The sequence below is a fragment of the Bacillus sp. UNC437CL72CviS29 genome, assembly GCF_000482345.1.
GTDB classification, from domain to species: Bacteria; Bacillota; Bacilli; order Bacillales; family Bacillaceae_G; genus Bacillus_A; species Bacillus_A arachidis.
The window spans coordinates 225868-251624 of the sequence record NZ_KI535303.1; the positions used below are offsets into that span (position 1 = coordinate 225868).

The window sequence follows — 25757 nt, forward strand, 5'->3', positions numbered from 1 at the left end:
TATATCTAATAGAAAGCGATGGTACATATTCATGTTTAAAGCAGCTGTTATTTTCATTCTTGCCGGACTAGCTGAAATTGGTGGTGGATACCTCATCTGGAAATGGATAAGAGAAGGCGGTTCCATTTGGTTTGGCCTAATTGGCGGGATCATTTTATGCTTATACGGCGTAATTGCAACATTCCAAGTATTTTCTAGTTTCGGCCGTATATACGCAGCTTACGGCGGCGTGTTTATTGTAATGAGTTTACTATGGGGATGGATGATTGATAAGAAAACACCTGATTTGTTCGATTGGGCTGGTGCAGCGTTTTGCCTTATTGGTGTGTTTATTATTCTTTGGCCACGTGGTTAAAGACAGATACCCACTTGGCTTCTCTCTCCTTAAAATGTAACAATTAACATTATTAAATTTAAACATAAAGATTTATAAATTAAGGGAGGATTCAAAATGAATCGCAAAAAATGGGTACTACCTGGCTTCACTTTATTATTTGTAGTTGGTTTTACTGTCTGCTTTTCAAACTGGGGAACATTACACACTAGCATCGTTGATTTCTCAGAAGGGTTTGTAGAAGGTTTTTTCAGTTAAGTTATACTTAAAATCGTACTAATCTATCATATGATAGATTAGTACGATTTTTTATTACACACGAACTCATTATTAAAAATTATCTAATGCTTTTTCTAAAATAGAAGCCGATTTGTAAGGCGGTGCTACCGTTAATACACCCTTTACAACTACTTCTTCTTTTTCATCATAAGCGAATACACGCATATCAATTGTATGTTCTTCCTCCGAAACCGCTACAACTTCAAAATGAATTTGCAATGTTTCATAATGATGAACTGGTTTCACAAAAGTTAGATCTTTCCTAACAACATGACTACCTGGACCTGGTAAATATTTTGTAACTGCCGTTGTAATTATACCCGTTAACATAATGCTTGGTACAATTGGCTTTTCATACGGAGTTTGGGATGCATAATCATGCTGGATATATAACGGATTGGAATCATTTGTTAATCCTAAATACAATAATAGATCTTTATCCTCAATTTTTTCAGTGATAGATAACTTTTCTCCTACTGTAATCTCATCCATTCGACGACCAATTTGAATTTTTTTCTTTAACATGTTACAATCCCCCTCCAAGTTTTATTTTATTATCCTACCAAAAGCAATATATTATCCGAAGCGCTACTATAATGAGGGCAATGTATATTATAAGTCTATGTTTCCATTGTAGGATACAATTAATGATAGCGTTTTCATGTTATTTTAAAAAAATAATACTCTAAATAGTAGAAAAAGATTCGGAGTCCGAATCTTTTTCTACCATATATTTTGTATTAAACAAGAACTTTCATAACGTTACGTACAGATTCTACTGAACGATCTAACGCTTCTTTTTCTTCTTCACGAAGTTCTAATTCGATAATTTTTTCAATTCCGTTACCACCTAGAATTACTGGTACACCTAGGTAAAGGTCACTATATCCATATTCACCTTCAAGGTATGCGATAGCCGGTAATACGCGGCGTTGATCTTTTAAGATCGCTTCAGTCATTTCAACTAAAGAAGCAGCTGGTGCGTAGTATGCACTACCGTTTCCTAGTAAACTTACAATTTCACCGCCGCCTTTACGCGTACGCTCTACGATTGCATCTAAGCGCTCTTTTGGAATTAATGTTTCTAACGGAATACCGCCTGCATAAGAATAACGTACAAGAGGTACCATATCATCACCGTGACCACCAAGAACGAATCCTGTAATGTCTTTAACAGAAAGATTTAATTCTTGTGCGATGAATGTACGGAAACGCGCTGTATCTAATACACCAGATTGACCGATAACGCGCTCTTTCGGGAATCCAGCTTCTTTAAATACAGAATATGTCATTGCGTCAACTGGATTTGTTAACACAACAATAATTGCGTTTGGTGAATGTTTTACGATATCTTGTGTAATACTTTTCATAATTTTAGAGTTTGTCGCTACTAAATCATCACGGCTCATACCTGGTTTACGTGCAATACCCGCTGTAATAACAACAACGTCAGAATCAGCAGTATCTGCGTAATCAGACGTGCCGATAATGTTAGCGTCAAAACCTTGTATAGGGCTTGCTTCTAACATATCTAACGCTTTCCCTTTTGTTGGATTTTCCAGTTGTGGAATGTCCACCAATACAACATCTGCAAGCTCTTTTTGTCCTAATAAGAATGCTGTTGTTGCTCCTGTAAATCCTGCACCGATGACTGATACTTTTTTGCGTTTGATTGTCATAATTTCTCCCTCACTTTAAATTATGCGTTTTTGATTACCGCTAAGTCCATATTATTAATAAGGGCATCAGCAAATTCAGAACATTTCACTTCAGTTGCACCATCCATAAGACGTGCGAAGTCATATGTTACCACTTTTGAAGCAATTGTTTTTTCTACTGAAGCAGTTACTAATTTCGCAGCTTCATTCCATCCTAAATGCTCTAATAATAATACTCCCGAAAGAAGGACAGAAGATGGATTTACTTTATCTAAACCTGCATATTTTGGAGCTGTACCATGTGTAGCTTCAAAAATAGCATGCCCAGTAACATAGTTAATGTTTGCACCAGGTGCAATACCAATGCCACCTACTTGTGCTGCAAGTGCATCAGAAATATAATCGCCATTTAAGTTCATTGTTGCAACAACATCGAACTCACGTGGACGTGTTAAAATTTGTTGTAAGAAGATATCTGCAATAGAATCTTTAACGATGATTTTACCAGCTTCTTCAGCTGCTGCCATCGCTTTATTCGCTGCATCTTTACCATCTTTTTCAACAATGCGGTCATATTCAGCCCAAGTAAATACTTTATCACTGAATTCTTGTTCCGCTACTTCATAGCCCCAGTTTTTGAAAGCACCTTCTGTAAATTTCATAATGTTTCCTTTATGAACTAATGTAACAGAAGAGCGTTTTTCGTTAATTGCATATTGAATCGCAGCACGAACAAGACGCTTTGTCCCTTCTTCTGAAATTGGTTTAATACCAATTCCTGATGTTTCTGGGAAGCGAATTTTATTTACACCCATTGTTTCTTTTAAGAACTCAAGCACTTTTTGCGCTTCTGGAGATCCTTGTGCATATTCAATACCAGCATAAATGTCTTCTGTATTTTCACGGAAAATTACCATATCAGTATCTTCCGGACGTTTTACAGGTGAAGGAACACCTTCAAAATAACGAACTGGACGTAAACATACGTATAAATCTAATTCTTGACGAAGTGCTACGTTTAGAGAACGGATACCACCACCAACAGGAGTTGTAAGTGGGCCTTTAATTGCAATCAAGTATTCACGGATCTCATTTAACGTCTCTTCTGGTAACCATTCACCTGTTTGGTTGAATGCTTTTTCCCCTGCAAGCACTTCTTTCCAAACGATTTTCTTCTCACCATCATAAGCTTTTTCAACAGCCGCTTCTAATACACGAGATGCTGCTGCCCAAATATCTGGTCCAATTCCATCTCCTTCAATAAAAGGAATAATTGGATTGTTCGGTACATTCATAACACCATTCGTTACAGTAATTTTTTCTCCTGTCGTCACTGTGATAACCCCCATGTTTGAAATTTCATATGTATGAAACTGAGGGAATAAAACCCTCAGTTCAAACCGTTAGTCAAATTAAAATATTCCAATCATTACATCTTTGCAAAAAAATCAGACTTTTGAAAGTGTATTTACACTATCAAAATAGTGTTTTTAACTTATCGTTGCGCTAATGGGATATAACGTTGATGCGTTGGTCCATTATAATCAGCACGCGGACGGATTAAACGGTTGTTTTCATATTGCTCTAAAATATGAGCTAACCAACCTGACATACGACTAATCGCAAAGATTGGTGTAAATAAATCATGATCAATTCCTAAACAATGGTAAACAGAAGCAGAATAGAAATCGACATTTGGTGGAAGACCTTTTTCTTTTGTGACAATGTCTTCGATTTTGATAGACATATTATACCATTTCTCTTCTCCTAAAAGCACGCATAATCTCTTAGACATTTCACGTAAATGTTTCGCACGTGGGTCACCATTTTCATATACGCGATGGCCAAATCCCATAATCTTAACTTTATTTTGAAGTGCGTTATGAATATAGGACTCTACATTTTCTTCTTCACCAATCTCTTTTAACATCTTCATTACATTTTCGTTCGCACCGCCATGAAGAGGTCCTTTTAAAGCACCAATTGCTGCTGTAATTCCAGAATATACATCTGAAAGCGTCGCAACACAAACACGTGCTGTAAATGTAGAAGCATTTAATTCATGATCCGCATGAAGCACAAGCGCCTTATCAAAAGCTTCGATTTCTACTTCATTTGGTTCGCGGTCATTTAACATATAGATAAAGTTTGCAGCTAATGATAGATCTTTTCGTGGCTCAACAACTTCTAAACCTTTACGAATTCTTGCATATGCTGCAACAAGAGTACCTACTTGAGCCTGTAATTTAACCGCTTTCAAATAATTGGACTTCTCATCCATTAATTCAGCACTCTCATCGTATAATGATAACATGGAAATCGCTGTTCGTAAAACTGACATCGGATGTGCAATCTTTAAATCTACTTGTTTTAAATATGATAAAATCTCACTTGGAACTTTAGAATATTCCGATAAAGATTCTTTTAACTCATTTAATTCCTCTTCATTAGGAAGTTTACGATGCCACAGTAAGTATACCACTTCTTCAAACGTAGCGTTTTCCGCTAAATCATCAATATTATACCCAACATACGTTAATGTATCGTCAATAATAGAACTCACGGATGATGTTGTTGCTACTACCCCTTCTAAACCTCGAATAACAGTCATTACACTCTCTCCTTTTTCTGAAAATTCTCCCAACCTTGCTCCCTTATATTTGTTTGCTTCCCCATATAAATTATGAACGCCCGTTCACTCTTTAGGCAAGCAAAATGCACGATCATGCAAATTTGCTGTGATGTTCCCATCTTGTAGTTCCATTGCTTGTTGTAAAGCATGAGCGTGAGTTTCTCCTCGAATCCTCACGCTTAGAACAACAGATGGTGAGGAAAACTAGTTTCGAAGAGTTTATGATAAAAACAACATAAAACAACATCAGTAAAAATTGTTTTATGTTGTTTTTATTTTATCTGGTGTAAGTCTTCGCTGCTATGTAACCTTTGAAAAGTTTTCTAATTACATTATAAACAATTATCTGACTTTTGTGAATGGAAAGAATTCAAAAAATTTATATTACAATAAAATTTTTCACTTAAACATTTGTATAATGTTCATCACCGCATACGCAATTCCCGCTCCAATTAATGGTCCTACAGCGACTCCATTAAACAACGCAACTGCTATAATTGTTCCAAATACGAGCGCAGTTGTAATATGAGGATCACTCGTTAATAACTGTACTCCTCCTTTTGCCAAGAGAGCGACCGCTATTCCTGACGCTAAAGCAATCCATGCGTAATAAGATTTAGCCGCTTCACTCAACTGCTTAAATCCGATTTCACCCGTAGCTATTGGAACAAGAACCGCAATCGTAATTACCGTTACACCAAGATTAATTCCTTTTGTTTGTAGATATGGTAGAATCTTATCTCCTAAAAACGTCCACTTTAATAAAAATAAAACACCAACTGCTACAGTGAGTGATTGATTTTTAGCAATAAGTCCAATAATAAGAAGTATGAATAAAAATAACGTGGATTGACTAATCATGATTACACTTCCTTTCTGAAAATAATGAACCTGTTTACAAAAAAAAATTCTGTTAAACACATCGTTATACATGCTATAAACGATAAGTATTTATCAATCAATATAGATGATATATACAGACCTTCAACCCCTTAAATACGATGTTTACATTTACCAAGAAAGACAAGCACTCTCCTTTCTTTTCTTATAAGAAACAGGTAAAATAAAAAGTAGATTAAATGAGGCTCTTGTCAATCAGTATAGGGGATTTTTTACTGTCAATTAGCCCTCGCCGTCAGGCTTTTACGAGCAAATTGCTTTACACCGCCCGTAAATAGCGGGATAAATCCATCATTCCACTATAACATAAATACGATTTGGAATGGGAGGTAAACACCTTTGAATCGAAACTCACTGTATATGATATTGCGACTTATATTTGTCATTCTAGCAACAATAATTGGGTTTTATGCGCTTTTGTATGTTTCAGGTCTTATATACCCTTTTATCATCGCATTAGCTTTTGCTTACTTGATTAATCCAGTCGTAAATTTTCTCAATCAAAAATTACAATTTCCCCGTGCCTTAGCGGTACTCGTCAGCTTAGTTCTCGTGTTTGGCGCCTTAGTCGGACTCGTTACGTATCTTGTAACAGAAGCGATTTCCGCCACAACTTACTTACTACAAATCGTCACAGAGAAGTTTCCAGCAATTGTACAGTATGCACAGCAATTTGCACTCAATAATATTATGCCTTTATATGATGATTTAATTTCTAAATTTAATCATCTTGGTGAATCACAACAATATACCATTACACAAAACATTCAAAATCTAGGAACGGACGCAACAAAGCAGATGAAGGACTTGTTGACTGCTATTATAAGCGGATTAACAAACTTCATTAGTGCACTCCCAACAACTTTAACAGTTCTTGTCTTTATCTTATTAGCAACTTTCTTTATTAGTTTTGATTGGCATGCACTTGCTCATAAAGGAAAACGCTTGCTGCCAAATCGCCTACACGGATACGGAAAAACTATTTTTGTCGATTTACGAAAAGCACTATTTGGGTTTGTAAAGGCACAACTCACACTTGTGTCTATGACAACCGTCATCGTACTAATCGGATTATTAATTTTACGTGTACCGTATGCTATCACAATTGCAATCATTACAGGAATTGTAGACTTACTTCCTTATTTAGGAACAGGAGCAGTCTTTGTTCCTTGGGTTATCTATGTATTTTTCACAGGAGATACAGCCTTCGCAATCGGCCTACTTATTTTATATATTGTTGTCATTGTTCAAAGACAAATCATGGAACCAAAAGTGTTATCATCCAACATCGGACTCGATCCATTATCGACGCTTATTGCATTGTTCGTCGGATTTAAACTATATGGTTTTTTAGGATTAATCATCGGTCCAGTTACATTAGTACTATTAAACACATTGCACAAGGCCCATGTATTTCATGATTTATGGAAATTTATTAAAGGGTCACCATTAAAATAAAGTAAAACTTTAATCCGTGGGGTTTTCTTCATCAGCCCACCTTCTCTTCCTCGTTTCCCTCTGAACCTTGAGACGGGGTCTTACTACTCACAAATAGAACAAGGGAATTATCCATATGTTATGGGTAATTCCCTTGTTTTTGCATAAAAACACCCTTTTAAACACCGTTTTACATTTTTATTCTGTTTTACACATAATTATTATTGGTATTTCTTCCTTTTTCTACAAATGAATAATTATACATTTTGTAATTCGACAAAAAATAACACTTAGAACAAATCGCGTTCTAAGTGTTATTTTTGCACGATAACGGTTGTGTTCCTTCTTAATTTCCACTCTAACCATTTCATTACAACAGGCTTAAATAGCTTTCTTGTTAGTGGAAATATAAAAACAAACCCTATTATATCCGTTACATATCCAGGTACTAACAGAAGGACTCCACCTATAAAGACAAAGATCCCATCTAATACGGCATCACCTGGCATTTCCCCTCTATTCAATCTTGACTGAATTTCTCTTAGTACCATAAACCCTTGTTGTTTTGCTAAATAAGCACCAAGGGCAGCCGTAAACACAATCATAGCGAAAGTTGGCCACATGCCAATTAAATGACTAGAACCAATGAGCACTGTCACTTCAACTGTAGGAATTAAAATAAAAAGAAACAGAAGCCACTTCATACTCTCACACCTTTTCCTTCGTTATATTTAAAGCACAATACCCCTCATTTCATTCAAATAAAAACAAGGCACTGAGCTAATAAAATGCGCTCACAACGTCGAGATAGCCCTTAATTCCCTCCAAGAAGTACATTAGACTTTCCCTTACTAATCACAAAACAATTCCTTCTTACAAGGTTTTAAGACTTCAAACAACACCTATCTAAGGGGTAATCCTTTTCGACTAATGAAAGCCCCACTTTTTCAGAATGATTTTTATCTTTAAATTGTAAAAAAAAAGAGAAGGACTCCTATCCTTCTCTCCATATTACTTCTTATAGCACTTCCGCATGTCCATTATAAACAATTCCGCGCGCTGCATCAACTGTTACTTCTTGGCCATTTTTTAGAGTTGCTGTTACACCATTTACACCAACGATAACTGGAATGCCGATTGATACACCTACAACAGCTGCATGGCTTGTTAAGCCGCCTTCTTCTACAACTAGAGCTGCCGCTTTTTCAATTGCAGGAATCATATCTTTATCCGTACTTGTTGTAACAAGGATGTCACCTTCTGTTACGTTCGCTACAGCTTCTGCAGCTGTTTTCGCTACAACTACTTTACCTTTTGCTGCTTTACGACCAATCCCTTGTCCCTTAGCGATCTCTTCGCCAACAACATGGATTTTCATTAAGTTTGTTGTACCAGTTTCAGCAACTGGAACACCAGCAGTAATTACAACAGTATCTCCAAGTTCGATTAGACCTGCATCCATAACCGTTTGAATCGCAGTATCTAACATTTCATCAGTAGATGCTGCACGTTTTCCAGCCATAAATGCTTGCACACCCCAAACAAGTGCAAGACGACGACCCACTTGCTCGTCAGATGTTACAGCTACGATTGGAGATTTCGGACGATATTTAGAGATCATTTTTGCAGTGTATCCACTTTCTGTTGGAGCTACAATTGCAGCTACATCAAGAGCAAGCGCTGTATGTGCAACAGATTGACTAATCGCATCTGTAATTGTTGGAGTGAACTCTTTAATACGTTTTTTGAACATATCTTCATATTGCAATGATTTTTCAACACGTACTGCGATGTTCGCCATCATTGTTACTGCTTCTACTGGATATTGACCCGCTGCAGTTTCACCAGAAAGCATGATTGCATCTGTACCGTCGAAGATTGCGTTCGCTACGTCACTCGCTTCCGCACGAGTTGGACGTGGGTTACGTTGCATAGAATCTAACATTTGTGTTGCTGTAATAACCGGTTTACCTAATACGTTACATTTTTTGATTAGACGCTTTTGTACTAATGGTACTTCTTCTGGCGGAATTTCCACACCCATATCACCACGAGCTACCATTAAACCGTCAGAAACTTCTAAGATTGAATCGATGTTATCGATACCTTCTTGGTTCTCAATTTTTGGTACGATTTGGATGAACCCTGCATTGTGTGCTTCTAATAATTCACGGATTTCTAATACGTCAGCTGCTTTACGTACGAAAGATGCTGCAATGAAATCAACTTTTTGCTCGATACCAAATATGATATCTTGTACGTCTTTTTCAGTGATACCAGGAAGCTTAATGCTTACGTTTGGTACGTTAACACCTTTTTTATTTTTTACAGTTCCGCTGTTTAATACTTTTGTACGGATGTTTCCGGCAGCTTTCTCGATCACTTCTAGTTCGATAAGACCGTCATCAATTAGAATGCGAGAACCTGGGTCTACATCATCATAAAGACCAGCATAAGATACAGAGAACTTCTCTGCAGTTCCTAATACTTGCTCTGTAGAGATAACTACTTCTGCACCTGTTACTAGTTCAGCTTGTCCGTCTACGAAATCATGTGTACGGATTTCTGGACCTTTTGTATCAAGTAAGATTGCAACTGTTTTACCAGTTTTCTTTGAAGCTTCGCGAATGTTTTTAATACGCGCTCCATGCTCTTCATGGCTACCATGAGAGAAGTTTAAACGAGCAACGTTCATACCCGCTCCGATTAATTGCTCTAATTTTTCAATACTTTCACTAGCAGGACCTATAGTACATACAATTTTTGTTTTACGCATATTGCACCTCCGAAAATTATGAAACCGTTCCCAAGTATTTGACATTACGCCGATTAGATAGATAATTCTTTTGATAACTGATACATATCTTTATCAATCGTATGTTTTTGAGCTAACGCTTCGATAATGTCATGATCAACAAGTTGGTTATTTTGAATACCTACGCAACGTCCACCTTTGTTTTCAATCAACAGTTCAACTGCTCTCGCGCCAAGACGGCTTGCTAAAACACGGTCTTGTGCACTTGGTGATCCACCACGTTGTACGTGACCTAATACAGTTACACGAGTATCAAAGTTTGTTTCTTCTTCGATTTGCTTACCGATGTCAATTGCACTTCCAACACCTTCAGCTACCACGATAATACTATGTTTCTTTCCACGTTCACTACCACGTTTTAAACGAGCAATTACATCCTGCATGTCATACTCTTCTTCTGGAATTAAGATTGTTTCTGCACCATCAGCTAAACCAGCCCATAATGCGATATCTCCAGCATGACGCCCCATTACTTCAATAACATATGTACGTTCATGAGATGTAGCTGTATCACGAATTTTATCGATCGCATCAATAACAGTGTTTAACGCTGTATCGAAACCGATTGTGAAATCTGTTCCAGGAATATCATTATCGATTGTACCTGGTACGCCGACACATGGGAATCCTTGCTCTGTTAATTTTTTAGCACCTTGGTAAGAACCGTCTCCACCAATAACAACAAGTCCTTCAATACCAAACTTCTTTAATTGCTCGATTCCTTTTAGTCGTACTTCTGGGTCTTTAAACTCAGGACATCTCGCTGTATATAATTTTGTACCACCGCGGTGGATAATATCGCCTACAGAACCAAGTTCTAATTTTTCAATATGACCAGAAATTAATCCAGCGTATCCATGGTAAATACCATATACTTCTATATCATGGAAAATCGCTTTACGAACAACTGCACGAATGGCAGCATTCATACCAGGTGAATCTCCACCACTTGTTAATACACCAATACGTTTCATTTGTACTCACCTCATAAAGATTATTTGCCTTATAATAAAATAACATGAAGAAATATAAAAATACAATGGAGAAGATGTGTCTTTTCACAATAAAAACGTGCATTCGCGAAGTGGAACGCACGCTTTTCTTATTTTATCCAAATGGAAGCGTTTGAAAACGAAACTTGCCCAATTTTCATATATTTTTCATAACGTTTTTCGACTAATTCCTCTTTCGAGATACCGTTTAATTGCTGGAATGTTTTTCTGAGCATTAGGTCGATGTTTTCTGATTGTTTTAAAATGTTACGATGCGCACCGCCACGCGCTTCTGGAATAATTTCGTCAATTACACCTAATTCTTTCAAATCCGCTGCCGTAATTCTCATCGCTTCAGCAGCTTCCCTCGCTTTTCCTGCATCTTTCCAAAGAATCGCTGCCGCTCCCTCTGGTGTAATAACAGAATAAGTGGAATTTTCTAGCATATGAATGTAATCCCCTACTCCAAGACCTAGTGCACCACCGCTACCACCTTCACCAATAACGATACAAATAACTGGTACAGTAAGCCCTGCCATTTCAAATAAATTACGGGCAATCGCTTCACTTTGACCACGTTCTTCAGCAGCTTTACCAGGATACGCACCTTTCGTATCAATAAAGCAAATAATCGGGCGATTAAATTTCTCAGCTTGCTTCATTAAACGTAGCGCCTTTCGATATCCTTCTGGATGAGGCATTCCAAAATTACGACGAATATTTTCTTTCGTATCTTTCCCGCGCTGGTGCCCAATTACCGTTACAGGCATCCCATCATATTTCGCAATGCCGCCGACAATCGCTGCATCATCGCCATATAGACGATCTCCATGACATTCAAAAAAATCAGTAAATAAGTGCTCAATATAATCGAGCGTTGTCGGTCGTTCTGCATGACGAGCAATTTGAACGCGATCCCATACTTTCATATTGCCGTATATTTCTTCCTCTAGATTTTCTAGCTTCCCTTCCAAAATACGAATCTCCTCACTGAAGTCCATCTGGCTGTTGTTCGTATAGTCTTTTAGTTCACGAATCTTATTTCTTAGCTCAACAACTGGTTTTTCAAATTCTAACTCTGCCATACAGCCGTTTCCCCTCCTTGATGAACTTCTAAAATCTTACGGAGCGATTCTCTCATATCATTGCGATGCACAACCGCATCCAATTGACCGTGCTCTAATAAAAATTCTGCCGTTTGAAAGTCTTCTGGCAGTTTCTCACGCACCGTTTGTTCAATTACACGTCTACCAGCAAAGCCGATAAGTGCACCTGGCTCTGCAAGATTATAATCACCAAGTGAAGCAAAACTTGCCGAAACACCGCCTGTTGTCGGATGAGTCATAACAGAAATAAATAATCCTCCAGCATTGCTATGTTTTTTCAAAGCTACGCTCGTTTTTGCCATTTGCATTAAACTTAAAATACCTTCTTGCATGCGCGCGCCGCCCGATGCAGTAAAGATAATAAATGGAACTTGTAACTCGTATGCTTTTTCAACTGCACGTGCAATTTTTTCGCCTACAACAGAGCCCATGCTGCCCATTCGAAAACGAGAATCCATTACTGCAATCACAACAAGCATTTCATCAATTGTTCCTTCACCTGTCACAACCGCTTCGTTTAATTCTGTTTTCTTGCGATCACTCTCTAGCTTCTCTTCATAATTTGGGAACCCAAGTGGATTTACCGAAACCATCTCTTTGTCGTACTCACGAAATGAACCTTCGTCCAATACACTGTCAAGGCGCTCCCACGCATTCATCGGATGATGATAACCACAGTTCACACATACTTTTAAATTTTTCAGAAGCTCTTTTGTATACATGATTTTCTTACATTTCGGACATTTTGTCATAACACCGTCCGGCACATCTCTTCGTACTTGTTCTGAAGGAATTGCAGCATACTTTTTCTTTTTTACGAATAAATCTCTTAGCACAATTTGACCCCCTTTGTTGAGAGCTAAGGTTAGGGTAAGAAGAAAACTGGGCTAACACCAAAATTCGATGTTAGCCTTGTCTTCTCAATCTGTCTAATAGAGGATGTTCAAAAAGTCCAGTAAAGATCGCTCCTTTTTGAACACGCACTCATAACCTCTCTCTTTACGTTTAACTTTAACCGCTATGCGATAGATTGTTTGTCATAACGTGTCATGGTCATTTCGACAAATTTTATACATTACGAGTGAAACTGCATGTTTCCCATTAATTCATCATATATTTTTAGCGCCTCTTCTTCTTTTTTCTCGTATAGCGCTTCATAAAGCTTTCTATAAGTTTCTATAGATTCTAATGAAATTTCATAAGAAAGAGTCGCAACGTAATCATTTACAATTCTCCAAACACGATACAGTAAATAATTGTCCACTTGTTCAATAAGTGTTTTAAAAAACGTTTGATGGAACTCCTGGATTGAACTTTCGTCCTTTTTAAGAACTTGTCGCAACATACCTAATACATTAGAAAACGTTTCTTTCGGTAAATCACATACGATTCGAAGAATATCTTTTTCAAGTAATCGTTTCATCTGTAACAAATCACGAATTGTTTTCTCATCTTGTAATAAAAATGGTGCGATTAGTTGAACAAGACCGTTATCATAAAAGTTTCGAATAAACGTCCCTTCTCCGCGTCTTGTTTCAATTAATCCTACGAGTTCTAAAGCTCGCAATGCTTCCCGTACAGATGAACGCCCGGCATTTAAACGTGCACTTAACTCACGCTCAGATGGTAATCGATCACCTGCTACTAAACCATCCTCTTCCATAATGGAACGGATTTTCTTTACAATTTCGAGATATACTTTTGTATTTGATGATGTCAATGGAAATTCCTCGCTTACTCTTTACCAATCAGCGCTAATTTTTTTGTTTTCTCAGCAACTTCATTTGGATCTACTTGACGGCGAGCTACTCCTGTCTCCATCGCCGCTTTCGCAACGTAAGCCGCTACCTGAGGCGCTACACGCGCGTCAAACGGTGCCGGAATGATATAATCCGCATTTAACTCATCTGCCGTTACAAGCTCTGCAATGGCTTGTACAGCTGCCATTTTCATTTCTTCATTAATTTGCGTAGCATGTACATCAAGTGCACCACGGAAAATACCAGGGAATGCTAGTACATTATTTACTTGGTTCGGGAAGTCAGAGCGACCAGTCCCAACAACAGCTGCGCCTGCTGCTTTTGCAATTTCCGGCATAATTTCTGGAACCGGATTTGCCATTGCAAAAATAATTGCATCGTCATTCATTGTACGAACCATTTCCTCAGTTAACGCACCCGCTACAGATACACCGATAAATACATCCGCACCTTGCAGGACATCTGCTAATGAACCTTCTACACGATTTTTATTTGTATATTTTGCAACTTCATCTTTCACTGGGTTCATCCCAACAGAGCGACCTTCATAAATTGCGCCTTTTCGGTCACACATAATAATGTCGCGTACACCATAGCGATATAAAAGTTTAATGATTGCAATCCCTGCTGCACCTGCACCATTTGCTACAACTTTAATGTCAGACATTTTCTTTCCAACTAGCTTAAGTGCATTTACAAGACCCGCTACTGTTACGATAGCTGTACCGTGTTGATCATCATGGAATACAGGAATATTTGTTTCTTTTTTCAGACGTTCTTCAATGATAAAGCAGTTTGGTGCTGCAATATCCTCTAAGTTTACACCGCCAAATGTTGGCTCCATTAATTTTACAGTTTCAATAATCTTATCTACATCGTTTGTATTTAAAGCAATTGGGAATGCATCTACGCCAGCAAAACTCTTGAATAATACTGCTTTACCTTCCATTACTGGAAGAGATGCTTCTGGTCCGATATTACCAAGGCCAAGTACAGCTGTTCCATCCGTCACAACTGCTACCATGTTTCCCTTCATCGTATATTCATATACCTTACTTTTATCGTCATAAATTTCTTTACAAGGTTCTGCAACCCCTGGAGAATACGCAAGACTTAAATCTTTAGCATTTTCTACTTTTACTTTTGATACAGTTTCTAATTTTCCTTGATGCACTTTATGCATGTGAAGTGCTTCTTCACGAAGTGTTGACAAACTATCCACTCTCCTCAAATTATTCTTGCTGATATTATTCTCTCCAAGTGGTCTGACCACGAACACAATTACTATAATAATCGAACTATAGGGAAATTGTCCATTATATTTTCACTACGACATTTTCCTCACCGACTATTTCACGAAGTGCTCCTAAACATTCTTCACTTGGATGAATTGATAAACTACGAGATAATTGTACCATTTTATGTTCCTTTTCATAATAAATTAGTACTTTCACAAAACCTGAATAGTGAAACAATATTTTTGTAACTTGATTTAACAGCCTCTTTTCATACTGCGAGGGTAGTTTTACATAAATCGATGCTTCTTTCATTTCATTGTAAACATCCATTTGTTCCAATGGATAAAGACCGTTCACAATCCATTGCAATTTATGATTTCGCTGTTCAATCGTCCCCTCCACTAAAACAATTGCACCTTCTTGTAACCTCTCCGCAAAATGAATATACGTCTCAGGAAAAACAACTGCCTCCATTTCATCATTTTGATCACAAAAAGTGACGAACGCCATTTTTTGCAATTTTTTCGTCCGAATGACTTTTACACCTGTTACATAAACAATTGCACGTTGTACTTTTCGCTTTTGCCTCATCGCTTGCGCAAGCGATGGAATTTCTAGTTCTTTTACAAGCTTTGCGTACTGCGCCGTTGGATAACTGGATAAATAAAAGCCAAGCGCTTCTTTTTCATTATTTAATTGTTCAATAAAAGATAGCTCTTCTCCTTGTACATATACTGATTTTGGGACACTTTCTTCCCCTAATTCACGAGCAAGGCTTGCGTACTCTAGAGCCCCCTTAATACTGTTAAACAACGTTGTTCGCGAAACTTGAAAATCATCGAAACAGCCTGCCCAAACAAAAGCCTCTAAATTACGCTCCGTAACAAACTTTGCTGGCATACGAAGACAAAATTCAAATAAATCTTGGAATGGATTTCTTTCTCTTTCCTCTATCACCGCATTCACTGTAGCCATCCCTATATTTCGAATTGACAGCAAGCTATAACGGATTGCGTTCCCTTCTATTTGGAAATTGTAACTACTTCTATGAAGAGACGGCGATAAAACACGAAAACCTTTGCGCTTCGTTTCGCGTATATATTGCACAATCTTATCTTCATTACCTATCGCACTAGATAACAGCGCAGTCATAAACTCTAAAGGATAGTTCGCTTTTAAATAAGCAAGCTGATATCCAATCATACTGTAGGCTACAGCATGACTTCGGTTAAAACCGTAATTCGCAAATCTCACAATTAAATCATAAATTTGTTCTGCTGATGTCTTATCGTATCCATTTCGTAAACACCCTTGTACAAAATGCATTCTTTCTTGATCTAAAATCTCACGTTTTTTCTTACTCACTGCACGGCGAAGCAAATCAGCTTCCCCGAGTGAAAACCCTGCTAACTGCGAGGCGATTTGCATAATTTGTTCTTGGTATACAATGACACCATATGTGCTTTTTAAAATCGGCTTTAAATCCGCATGTAAATAATGAATTTGACGCTTTCCGTGCTTTGATTCAATAAAGGTTGGAATTTGCTCCATTGGTCCTGGGCGATATAATGCGTTAACAGCAACAATATCTTCAAACTCATTTGGTTTTAAGCTACGTAATACATTCCGCATTCCTCCGGATTCAAGCTGGAACACGCCTGTTGTATCTCCTTTTCCAAGTAACTGGAATGTCTTTTCATCCTCAAGTGGTAAATTCCGTATATCAATTTGTTTACCAGTTTTAGTCACAATAAAATTAAGAATGTTTTCGAGTAACGTTAAATTACGTAAACCTAAAAAGTCCATTTTTAACAGGCCCAGTTCTTCTAACACTTCTGCTGGATATTGCGTTACATATACATCGTTATGCCCTTCTTGAATCGCAACACTCCCCGTTAACGGCTCCTGACTCATTATGACTCCCGCCGCATGAATAGACGTATGACGTGGTAAACCTTCGACGCGCTTCGCAATTTCAAAAACACGCTCATGCAAGAGATTTCCTTGTACAAATTCACGAAGAGACCTAGATTCTTCATACGCTTCTTTTAATGTGATTCCAAGCTTTGACGGAATAAGTTTTGAAAATATATCGATATCCCTTGGTGGAAGCCCCATTACGCGGGCGATATCTCGAATCGCTGCTTTTGCAGCAAGCGTTCCGAACGTAACTATTTGAGCAACACGAAGCTGACCATATTTATCTTTCACATAACGAATCATCTCATCACGTCTAATATCCGGAAAATCAATATCAATATCTGGCAGCGTAACACGTTCAGGATTTAGAAATCGTTCAAACAGCAAGTCGTACTCAATTGGATCGATGTCTGTGATTTCTAACACATAAGAAACAAGTGAACCTGCTGCTGAACCACGACCCGGCCCTGTTAAAATGTCATGTTCATGTGCGTATTTCATAAAATCCCAAACAATGAGGAAATAATCACTAAATCCCATGCGAGAGATAACTTCAAGTTCATGTTCTAAACGTTTCCTATGTACATCTTGAACCGTTCTATATCGCTGTTTTAGACCCTCATTACAAATACGGCGCAAATAAGCATCTGATGTTTCATTAGATGGAACAGAAAACTTCGGCAATTGATTAACGTGGAAAGGAATTTCTACGTGGCAACGCTCAGCTATATGAACTGTATTCTGAACGGCTTCTTCTTCATGAGAAAATAAAGCCTGCATTTCAACTGCTGATTTTAAATAATACTGATCTGTTTTGAGTCTTGGTCTATCTGGATCAGTCATCTTTGTTCCGCTCTGAACTGATAGCAAGCACTCCTGCACAAGTGCATCGCTTTGATTCACATAACGGACATCATTTGTCGCGACGACTGGAATATTCATCTCGTTTATAAATTGTGGTATTTTCTCTTGTAAAAACAGTTCATCTTGAATCGCATGATGCTGCAAACTCATGTAAAAGCTTCCAAACATATTTTGATACGAACGAGCTACTTCTTCAGCGATCTCGTCTCTTCCTTCTAACAATAGCTGTTCAATTTCCCCGTCTTTTCCTGGTGAAATTGCAATCAACCCTTTTGCATAATGAGAAAGCCACTTTTTTGGGATCCCATCTTTAGACTTAGTCATGATCGTACTAGAAATTTTTAATAAGTTTTGATAACCTATTTCATTTTCTGCAAGTAATACAAGCGGATAAGCTCGCTCCTCCTCCTCACTAAACACAGAAGCTGTTAATCCGATAATCGGCTGTATACCATTCTTCTTACATGCTTTATAAAACGGAATGACTCCATACATCACATTTTCATCTGTAATCGCAAGCGATGAAAAGCCCAGCTCTTTCGCCCGAACGATGAGTTCATCAATTTTACAAGCACTTTTTAACAAACTATAAACGGTTTGACATTGTAAATGCGCAAACTTCACTGTTGTACCCTCTCTTTACCTATTTGACTACTCTCATTATAGGTGATGCGGAAAGCGGAAATCAAAACATACTTCTTATACTTTGTCCATATATATGAAAGAGAAAGGAGAATGACGATGGATGTAAGACAATATACTTTTTTCTCTCTTCTTATTATTAGTTATTTTATTGCCTTTGGGGTTATACTTGGTGGTTCTTTAATTGGAGGAGTTGGGGCATTTCTGATTGGACAGCCTGCCCTTACTTCCATTAATCAATTCGCACAAAATTTACGAATTTGGGCACTCGTCGCAGCAATCGGCGGGACTTTTGACACATTTTATAGCTTTGAAAGAAGTTTTTTCGAAGGAGATATGAGAGACATTGTGAAACAAATTTTACTTATCTTTTTCGCAACAGGCGGCATGCAAACCGGTCTTATTATTATTAAATGGATTACGCAGGATCATGTATGAGAGTACCAAGCGATTCTACCGCTAAACGATGGTATTTATTTTTGGGTGGCGCTGCGGTTGGTGGTATTTTTAGCTGGTTTATTTTTTTGTACATATATGGTGTTTTTCAACAAGAACAAGCCAGTACAATCGAAAAACAAAAACAAATCATTAAGAAACAAGAAGAAAAGCTTCATGTTCTTCTTGAAGATCACGATAAACTAAATGAAGAAAACAAGCAGCTCTTAACTATTCAAGAAATTAAAATTAAAATTTCAAACCATGATAAATACGACTTAGACAACCTTACTCTCGAAAACATGACAACATCCATTCACAATGACCTACAGCATCTCTTAACGAAAAATATACAAAGCATTGCGAAAAATAAAGAACTCCTAAAAAAAGTAATTGAAAATAAAGTATATAAACACTATGATCGAACCTATCGCTTCAAAGTTTCCTCACTCTCTTTTGATACCGTGCTCGAAATTGACATCAATATAAAACAAGAAAAGTAGGAACGCAGCGTCCCTACTTTTTCTTGTTTTATATAAGAGTATTCTTATTTACAAATCTCACGCAAGTCTGCAAAAAGACGATCTGCTTCTTCCCAAGAAGACGCTTTTGCACCCGAAGCCATCGGATGACCTCCGCCATTATACTTCATCGCTAGCTTATTAATAACCGGTCCTTTTGAACGAAGGCGAACGCGAATTACATCTTCTTCCTCTAAAAATAAAACCCAAGCTTTTAGTCCGTCAACATTACCAAGTGCTCCAACAACGCCAGATGCTTCAGAAGGAAGGACATCGAACTCTTCTAGCACTTCTTTTGTCAGCTTAATATAAGCCGCTCCCTCTTCTGTCATCGTAAAGTTTTGTAAAATGAATCCATTTAAACGAGCGATTTTCTCTTTCGTTTTATACATTTCGTTATATAACTCTGGAAAATCTACACCCATTTCAACAAGCTCACCTGCATAGCGAAGTGTTCTTGCCGATGTATTTGGGAATAAGAAACGCCCTGTATCTCCAACAATACCAGCTAGAATAAGACGTGCAGATTCTTTCGATAGTTTTAGACCTTTATCTTTTCCATAAGAATACAATTCATAAATAAGCTCGCTTGTAGAACTTGATGTCGTGTCCACCCACGTAATGTCTCCGTATGGATCTTCATTTGGATGATGATCGATTTTAATGAGCATCTTTCCTTTTGTATAACGCTGATCACAAACGCGTTCTTGATTCGCTGTATCACAAACGATAACAAGTGCATTCGCATAAGTCTCATCATCAATTTCATCCATTACTCGTAAATAAGATAAGGTTGGTTCATTGTATCCGACCATATAAACCTTTTTCTCTGGAAACGATTCTTGAAGAATTGTCCCAAGACCACACTGAGAACCTAATGCATCTGGGTCTGGACGGACATGACGGTGAATGATAATCGTATCAAACTCTTTAATCATCGCTAAAATTTGTTCATGCATATGTATAATCTCCTTTTTATTAATTTCTACCTCTGTCATCAATTTTCTTACTTTATCCTTCATTATAACTGAAAATAATTTATTCATGTGGACAATTGCTTTATAATAATAGTTAGAAAGTTTAGATAATGTCTTTTGTTTTCTTTTGGCATGAATATGAAATGGGCACTAATCGCTTCTATGCTTGAGCGGATCCTCTCTTCCACCTAAAAAAGAGGGACTTGATATTTCATGTTTTTAATTTATCTACATACAAAATAATGGAGGATTACATTATGCCAGTATTAGTCTTTTGTATTATCATTTCATTTATGTTGTATCTCTTCTATAAAACAAAATATTTTCGTACAAATCGTCAGATGGAAAAAGGGTGGCTTGCTGGAAAATCTGCGATGGCACTTGGTGTATTCGTTGCATTATTCGGTGCAAATCAATTTTTCTTAGACATCTCGACTGCACGTATCATCGTCGGTGTCTTATTTATCTTATTTGGCAGTGCAAGCGTTTTTAATGGATTCCGCCAGTATAAACACTTCTCGCCTCTTGCAATCGAAGAAGCAGAAGCATATAAAAAAATGTAAAAAGCATCAGCTATTCATGCTGATGCTTTTTTGTGATTCTTTATTTTCAAAATTAGATAGGCAACAAAAGCAGGTGGAATATTAAAAGGATTGCCTTGCACATGAAAATGTAATTGTTCTTCTTCAAAAGACATATTTTTATACAGTTCTTGTTGTGAAAGTTTTGTTAGTTGTCTTTGCTCGTTTAATCCTTTAATGTAAAGATACTGAATCGGTATCATCATAAGAAAATAAAACAATGCAACACCACCAAAAAAGAGTAACTCTGATGACATATCAAGCACCATCCTTTTTTTCTTTATATATATCAATTATCTGATAATTCAATTATACCATAAACTGCCAAACAAAAGGAGCCGCAATCTCATTGATTGACCAAATTGACCCGGTTCTTATGTAATTGTTCATTGTTCTTTTTATCGTCATTGATTTAGGTTTATGTGTTTCCGTAATCATGAAGAAAATGTTCTTAGTTCCTATCATCACACTCATTCTAAACGCTCTATACGAAATTGGGTATACGAAACATTACTATCCCGATTCTCCTATCACCTTTACTTCATGGAATATAATCTTCCCACTATTTCGTTACTATTAGCTGTATTCATACCCTTTTACAAAAAAGAGCTGAATGAATATCCCTGTCATAAAAGGGATTCTCCATTCAGCTCTTTTTCATGTTTATCGATCAATGAGCTGCACCATTAATAGTGCTTTTCCAACAACTTCTCCTCCGTGCCGCACTTCTACATCTACCTTTCCAAATTTACGCCCAATTTCTAACACCTGCGGATGTACAGAAACAACATTGTCGATTTGAACAGGCTTTACAAAGTAGATTGTTAAATTCTCAACAATCGAATCGCTTTTTTTCTGCGCACGAATGGCACGATTCGTTGCTTCTGTGACAACAGTTGTAAATACTCCATATGATAATGTTCCAAATGAACTCGTCATTTGTGGCGTCACAGAAAATTGATAACTGTGTTCGTGCTTTGCTTCTTTCGGTGTCACAAATTGATTTGTAACGATATCTTCAATCGTCTCCCCAACTTGCGGTTGACGTTGAATCATTTGCAGCGCTTGTAGTACGTCTTGACGACTAATAATTCCTTGCAAGCGATTGTTTTCATCAACAACAGGAAGAAGTTCAATTCCTTCCCATACCATCATGCGGGCTGCCGCTGCAACAGACATTTTCCCATTTACTGTAATCGGCTGCTTTGTCATTACTTTTTCAATTGGTGTTTCTTTCGCGATACCAATCATATCTTTTGAAGTAACAATCCCTAATACCTTTTTATTTTCATCCACAATTGGATAACGCCCATGCATCGTTTCTTCATTATACGCATGCCATTGTTCTACTCTATCACTAGGTTTTAAATATAGCGTCTCTTCAATTGGTGTTAAAATATCTTCAACAAGTACAATTTCCTTTTTGATAAGCTGATCATAAATGGCGCGGTTAATTAACGTTGCCACAGTGAACGTATCATAGCTACTTGAAATAATCGGTAGCTTTAATTCATCCGCTAATTTTTTCACACGGTCTTCTGTATCAAATCCACCTGTAATTAAGACTGCAGCGCCTGCTTCTAACGCTAGTTGATGGGCATTCGTACGGTTACCGATAATCAGCAAGTTCCCAGCTTCTGTATAGCGCATCATCGCCTCTAATTTCATGGCCCCAATCACGAATTTATTTAATGTTTTATGTAATCCTTCTCTTCCACCAAGTACTTGGCCATCGACAATATTGACCACTTCGGCATATGTTAGTTTTTCAATATTTTCCTTTTTCTTTTGTTCAATTCGGATCGTTCCGACACGTTCAATTGTACTGACATATCCTTTATTCTCTGCATCTTTAATCGCACGATAGGCTGTTCCTTCACTTACACTCAAATCTTTTGCAATTTGACGTACAGAAATTTTATGCCCTACCGGCAGGCTATTAATATGTTCTAAAATTTGATTATGCTTGGTAGCCAAATGGTTTCACCATACTTTCTTTTCCCTAAATTCTTCATGTGTTGTATTTTTAGTATACTATATTTCCGAAACTGTTACACTGTACTTTTATGTATCTGTACTATTTTTTTTATAACAAAAATGACCCTTATATTCTATCAGTCACATTCTTACAACAGTGTAATGCTACTGTCACCTCATTCGATAGTTTGTCTTCTCGTTCCAAGATACAATAAAGACAAGAAGTCAAACGAAGGAGCGAATGAAAATGAAAAAATTTTTAGAAGTTGTAGGTGCTATATTTTTAGCTTTCGTTGATGGCAAAAAAGTTGCAATGGAATTAAATGAAGCACCAGAACAAACATCACCAGAAGTAAAAGAAACACCAAAACAAGCATCGGCTTTCAAACCTATTTTGCACACATAAAAAAACCTTCACTTGTCTTTTCAAATGAAGGGTCTTCTTTTTATATTGTAATACTTTCCCCAGCTTCTAATACCTTACCTGTACTACTTGTTAATTTTTGCACAAAAAGATGCGGATCCTGTTCAATAACTGGGAACGTATTATAATGCATTGGTACAACCGTTTTTGCTCCAATCCATTCCGCAGCTAATACTGCATCCTCTGGTCCCATTGTAAAATTATCACCAATTGGTAAAAATGCGATATCAATTTTGTTCAGAGACCCAATTAACTTCATATCAGAAAATAATGCAGTATCCCCTGCATGATAAATCGTTTTCTCTTCTGCCGTAAATAAAATTCCAGCCGGCATTCCCGTATATGTAATCGTCTTATTTTCTTCATCAATATAACTAGAACCATGGAATGCTTGTGTAAATTTCACTTTCCCAAAATCAAATACATGCGAGCCACCGATATGCATTGGGTGCGTATTCACACCTTGCCATCCTAAAAATGTTGCGAGTTCAAATGGTGCCACAACAACCGCATTATTTTTCTTCGCAAGCGCTACTGTATCGCCGACATGATCACCATGACCATGCGATAAGATAATTGCGTCTACCTTAACATCTTCGGCCTTTAAATCTGTTTTGGGATTACCTGTTAAAAATGGATCAATTAAGATAACCTTCCCATTCGTTTCAATCTTTACAACTGAATGGCCATGATAAGATACTTTCATGATTATATTCCTCCCTTGTTTACATTCACACCTTGTATTCTACATGATTTCACAATTCCCTGTCTTTTCAAACATCGATTTGCTTGTCATAACGCTTCCATCCGATGTAAAGTTATATATGTAATTAAAATCTCGGGGGTGCGAATTTATGAATACTAGATTAGAAAACTTAATGCAATGGCTACAAGAACAGAACGTAGAAGCTGCATTTTTAACTTCTACACCAAACATCTTCTATATGACAAACTTCCATTGCGAACCACACGAAAGACTACTCGGTCTATTTGTATTCCAAGAAAAAGAACCAATTTTAATCTGCCCTAAAATGGAAGAAGGTCAGGCTAGAAACGCTGGTTGGGCGCATGAAATTATCGGATTCACTGATACAGACAAACCGTGGGATATGATTACAAAAGCAATTCAAGACCGTGGCATCGATGTAAATAAAGTGGCAATTGAAAAAGAACATTTAAATGTAGAACGCTATGAAGAAGTAAGAAAATTATTCCCGAAAGCATCTTTCCAATCTGCCGAAGAAAAAGTACGCGAACTTCGTTTAATTAAAGACGAAAAAGAACTTTCTATTTTACGCCAAGCAGCTTCCATGGCTGACTACGCTGTTGAAATCGGTGTAAATGCGATTCAAGAAAATCGTAGCGAATTAGAAGTGTTAGCAATCATCGAACATGAAATGAAGAAAAAAGGCATTCATAAAATGTCCTTTGACACAATGGTACTAACAGGAGCAAACTCCGCATTGCCACACGGCATTCCAGGAGCAAACAAAATGAAGCGCGGTGACTTCGTACTATTTGACCTAGGTGTCATCATTGACGGTTACTGCTCTGACATTACACGTACAGTAGCATTTGGCGATATTTCAGAAGAACAAACACGCATTTATAACACTGTACTAGCTGGCCAATTACAAGCGGTTGAAGCTTGTAAACCAGGTGTTACACTTGGCGAAATTGACCGTGCTGCTCGCTCTGTTATCGCAGATGCAGGTTATGGAGATTTCTTCCCGCACCGCCTTGGCCACGGACTTGGAATTAGCGTACACGAGTATCCAGATGTAAAAGAAGGAAATCCATCTCCATTAAAAGAAGGAATGGTCTTCACAATTGAACCAGGTATTTACATACCAAACGTAGGCGGTGTTCGTATTGAAGATGATCTCTACATCACGAAAGACGGATCAGAAATTTTAACGAAATTCCCAAAAGAATTACAGTTTGTTAAATAAGAAAAAAGGTAGCGACTGCGCTACCTTTTTTTATATCCTATGTCTCTACTATCTCAAACCTATTAACAGTTATCCTGATTTCAACTTTATATACACCTTCATCGTCAAAATTTAAAATCACGTCTGTTTGGATTCCCATATGTAGGTGTTGATTTATATAACTTCTATCATTTCGGATTTTTTATTCATGATGAAATATACAGTCTCATTTCTCATCATAACGTATCCTTCCATAGCACCTTTTTCTGTTTGTTGTTGCACATTCACATGCTCATTCTCAACTTTCTCATTACGTATACATGCTATTACTATC

General features: G+C 37.4%; 25 protein-coding genes. 8 read left to right on the plus strand and 17 right to left on the minus strand.

From position 1 onward, the window contains the following. The first annotated feature begins 31 nt into the window (after nucleotides 1-31). Entirely contained in the window at nucleotides 32-355 is a 324-nt protein-coding gene (locus M014_RS0122105) for a YnfA family protein (RefSeq protein WP_026593629.1), read from the plus strand. 96 nt (nucleotides 356-451) lie between these two features. After that, nucleotides 452-592 (plus strand): hypothetical protein, encoded by a 141-nt coding sequence (locus M014_RS29795; protein ID WP_197030418.1) that lies wholly within the window; start codon nucleotides 452-454, stop codon nucleotides 590-592. A gap of 72 nt (nucleotides 593-664) precedes the next feature. Here the strand turns inward: M014_RS29795 and M014_RS0122115 are convergent, their stop codons facing one another. The 5 genes from M014_RS0122115 to M014_RS0122140 form a co-directional block, all read right to left on the minus strand. Then, complete coding sequence (locus M014_RS0122115) at nucleotides 665-1138, minus strand: MaoC/PaaZ C-terminal domain-containing protein (protein ID WP_026593630.1); 474 nt, start codon at nucleotides 1136-1138, stop codon at nucleotides 665-667. Between the two features lie 215 nt (nucleotides 1139-1353). Next, nucleotides 1354-2292, minus strand: coding sequence for a malate dehydrogenase (gene mdh, locus M014_RS0122120; RefSeq protein WP_026593631.1), 939 nt, complete (start codon nucleotides 2290-2292; stop codon nucleotides 1354-1356). Nucleotides 2293-2312: 20 nt separating this feature from the next. Then, nucleotides 2313-3605 (minus strand): NADP-dependent isocitrate dehydrogenase, encoded by a 1293-nt coding sequence (gene icd, locus M014_RS0122125; protein WP_026593632.1) that lies wholly within the window; start codon nucleotides 3603-3605, stop codon nucleotides 2313-2315. Nucleotides 3606-3766: 161 nt separating this feature from the next. Continuing rightward, entirely contained in the window at nucleotides 3767-4915 is a 1149-nt protein-coding gene (citZ, locus tag M014_RS0122130; protein WP_026593633.1) for a citrate synthase, read from the minus strand. A 387-nt stretch (nucleotides 4916-5302) separates the two neighbouring features. Further along, the gene (locus tag M014_RS0122140; protein ID WP_026593634.1) at nucleotides 5303-5764 is read right to left on the minus strand and encodes a DUF441 domain-containing protein; all 462 of its coding nucleotides are present in this window, start codon (nucleotides 5762-5764) and stop codon (nucleotides 5303-5305) included. Between the two features lie 378 nt (nucleotides 5765-6142). Here M014_RS0122140 and ytvI point away from each other — a divergent pair, with 378 nt between their 5' ends. Next, a complete protein-coding gene (ytvI, locus tag M014_RS0122145) occupies nucleotides 6143-7261 on the plus strand; it encodes a sporulation integral membrane protein YtvI (protein WP_026593635.1) in 1119 nt (372 codons plus the stop codon). A 293-nt stretch (nucleotides 7262-7554) separates the two neighbouring features. On the opposite strand, the gene M014_RS0122150 is transcribed toward ytvI, so the two are convergent. From M014_RS0122150 to dnaE, 8 genes are all read right to left on the minus strand, one after another. After that, a complete protein-coding gene (locus M014_RS0122150) occupies nucleotides 7555-7944 on the minus strand; it encodes an FxsA family protein (RefSeq protein ID WP_026593636.1) in 390 nt (129 codons plus the stop codon). A 314-nt stretch (nucleotides 7945-8258) separates the two neighbouring features. Beyond that, on the minus strand, nucleotides 8259-10016 hold the full coding sequence (pyk, locus tag M014_RS0122155) for a pyruvate kinase (RefSeq protein WP_026593637.1): 1758 nt from the start codon (nucleotides 10014-10016) through the stop codon (nucleotides 8259-8261). A 53-nt stretch (nucleotides 10017-10069) separates the two neighbouring features. Then, on the minus strand, nucleotides 10070-11029 hold the full coding sequence (pfkA, locus tag M014_RS0122160) for a 6-phosphofructokinase (RefSeq protein ID WP_026593638.1): 960 nt from the start codon (nucleotides 11027-11029) through the stop codon (nucleotides 10070-10072). Nucleotides 11030-11157: 128 nt separating this feature from the next. Further along, nucleotides 11158-12132, minus strand: coding sequence for an acetyl-CoA carboxylase carboxyl transferase subunit alpha (gene accA / locus M014_RS0122165; RefSeq protein WP_026593639.1), 975 nt, complete (start codon nucleotides 12130-12132; stop codon nucleotides 11158-11160). After that, nucleotides 12120-12989 carry an acetyl-CoA carboxylase, carboxyltransferase subunit beta gene (gene accD, locus M014_RS0122170; RefSeq protein ID WP_026593640.1) on the minus strand — a complete coding sequence of 290 codons (870 nt, stop codon included), beginning with the start codon at nucleotides 12987-12989 and terminating at the stop codon, nucleotides 12120-12122. Before accD ends, accA begins: the two co-directional genes overlap by 13 nt. 239 nt (nucleotides 12990-13228) lie before the next feature. Then, on the minus strand, nucleotides 13229-13873 hold the full coding sequence (locus M014_RS0122175) for a FadR/GntR family transcriptional regulator (RefSeq protein WP_026593641.1): 645 nt from the start codon (nucleotides 13871-13873) through the stop codon (nucleotides 13229-13231). A 14-nt stretch (nucleotides 13874-13887) separates the two neighbouring features. After that, nucleotides 13888-15096 (minus strand): NAD(P)-dependent malic enzyme, encoded by a 1209-nt coding sequence (locus tag M014_RS0122180; protein WP_176527668.1) that lies wholly within the window; start codon nucleotides 15094-15096, stop codon nucleotides 13888-13890. A 133-nt stretch (nucleotides 15097-15229) separates the two neighbouring features. Further along, nucleotides 15230-18559: a DNA polymerase III subunit alpha gene (dnaE, locus tag M014_RS0122185; protein ID WP_026593643.1), complete on the minus strand. Its 3330-nt coding sequence runs from the start codon at nucleotides 18557-18559 to the stop codon at nucleotides 15230-15232. 117 nt (nucleotides 18560-18676) lie between these two features. On the opposite strand from dnaE, the gene M014_RS0122190 reads away from it, so the two are divergent. Next, entirely contained in the window at nucleotides 18677-19015 is a 339-nt protein-coding gene (locus tag M014_RS0122190) for a YtrH family sporulation protein (RefSeq protein WP_026593644.1), read from the plus strand. After that, nucleotides 19012-19515 carry a sporulation membrane protein YtrI gene (gene ytrI, locus M014_RS0122195; protein ID WP_026593645.1) on the plus strand — a complete coding sequence of 168 codons (504 nt, stop codon included), beginning with the start codon at nucleotides 19012-19014 and terminating at the stop codon, nucleotides 19513-19515. The genes M014_RS0122190 and ytrI overlap by 4 nt, the downstream gene beginning before the upstream one ends. A 44-nt stretch (nucleotides 19516-19559) precedes the next feature. Here ytrI and M014_RS0122200 read toward each other — a convergent pair whose 3' ends face one another. Then, nucleotides 19560-20492, minus strand: coding sequence for a DHH family phosphoesterase (locus tag M014_RS0122200; protein WP_026593646.1), 933 nt, complete (start codon nucleotides 20490-20492; stop codon nucleotides 19560-19562). Nucleotides 20493-20767: 275 nt separating this feature from the next. On the opposite strand from M014_RS0122200, the gene M014_RS0122205 reads away from it, so the two are divergent. Then, the gene (locus M014_RS0122205) at nucleotides 20768-21073 is read left to right on the plus strand and encodes a YtpI family protein (RefSeq protein WP_026593647.1); all 306 of its coding nucleotides are present in this window, start codon (nucleotides 20768-20770) and stop codon (nucleotides 21071-21073) included. Between the two features lie 14 nt (nucleotides 21074-21087). Here M014_RS0122205 and M014_RS0122210 read toward each other — a convergent pair whose 3' ends face one another. Together M014_RS0122210 and M014_RS0122215 are read right to left on the minus strand one after the other, a co-directional pair. Then, nucleotides 21088-21348: a DUF3949 domain-containing protein gene (locus M014_RS0122210; protein ID WP_026593648.1), complete on the minus strand. Its 261-nt coding sequence runs from the start codon at nucleotides 21346-21348 to the stop codon at nucleotides 21088-21090. Between the two features lie 406 nt (nucleotides 21349-21754). After that, on the minus strand, nucleotides 21755-23068 hold the full coding sequence (locus tag M014_RS0122215; RefSeq protein WP_026593649.1) for a DRTGG domain-containing protein: 1314 nt from the start codon (nucleotides 23066-23068) through the stop codon (nucleotides 21755-21757). Between the two features lie 247 nt (nucleotides 23069-23315). Between M014_RS0122215 and M014_RS29800 the strand changes: the two genes are divergently transcribed. Continuing rightward, complete coding sequence (locus M014_RS29800; RefSeq protein ID WP_090687867.1) at nucleotides 23316-23474, plus strand: hypothetical protein; 159 nt, start codon at nucleotides 23316-23318, stop codon at nucleotides 23472-23474. A gap of 40 nt (nucleotides 23475-23514) precedes the next feature. Here M014_RS29800 and M014_RS0122225 read toward each other — a convergent pair whose 3' ends face one another. After that, nucleotides 23515-24198, minus strand: a complete 684-nt coding sequence (locus M014_RS0122225) for a metal-dependent hydrolase (RefSeq protein ID WP_026593650.1) — start codon at nucleotides 24196-24198, stop codon at nucleotides 23515-23517. Between the two features lie 148 nt (nucleotides 24199-24346). Between M014_RS0122225 and pepQ the strand changes: the two genes are divergently transcribed. Then, entirely contained in the window at nucleotides 24347-25444 is a 1098-nt protein-coding gene (gene pepQ / locus M014_RS0122230) for a Xaa-Pro dipeptidase (RefSeq protein WP_026593651.1), read from the plus strand. Nucleotides 25445-25757 lie beyond the last annotated feature (313 nt).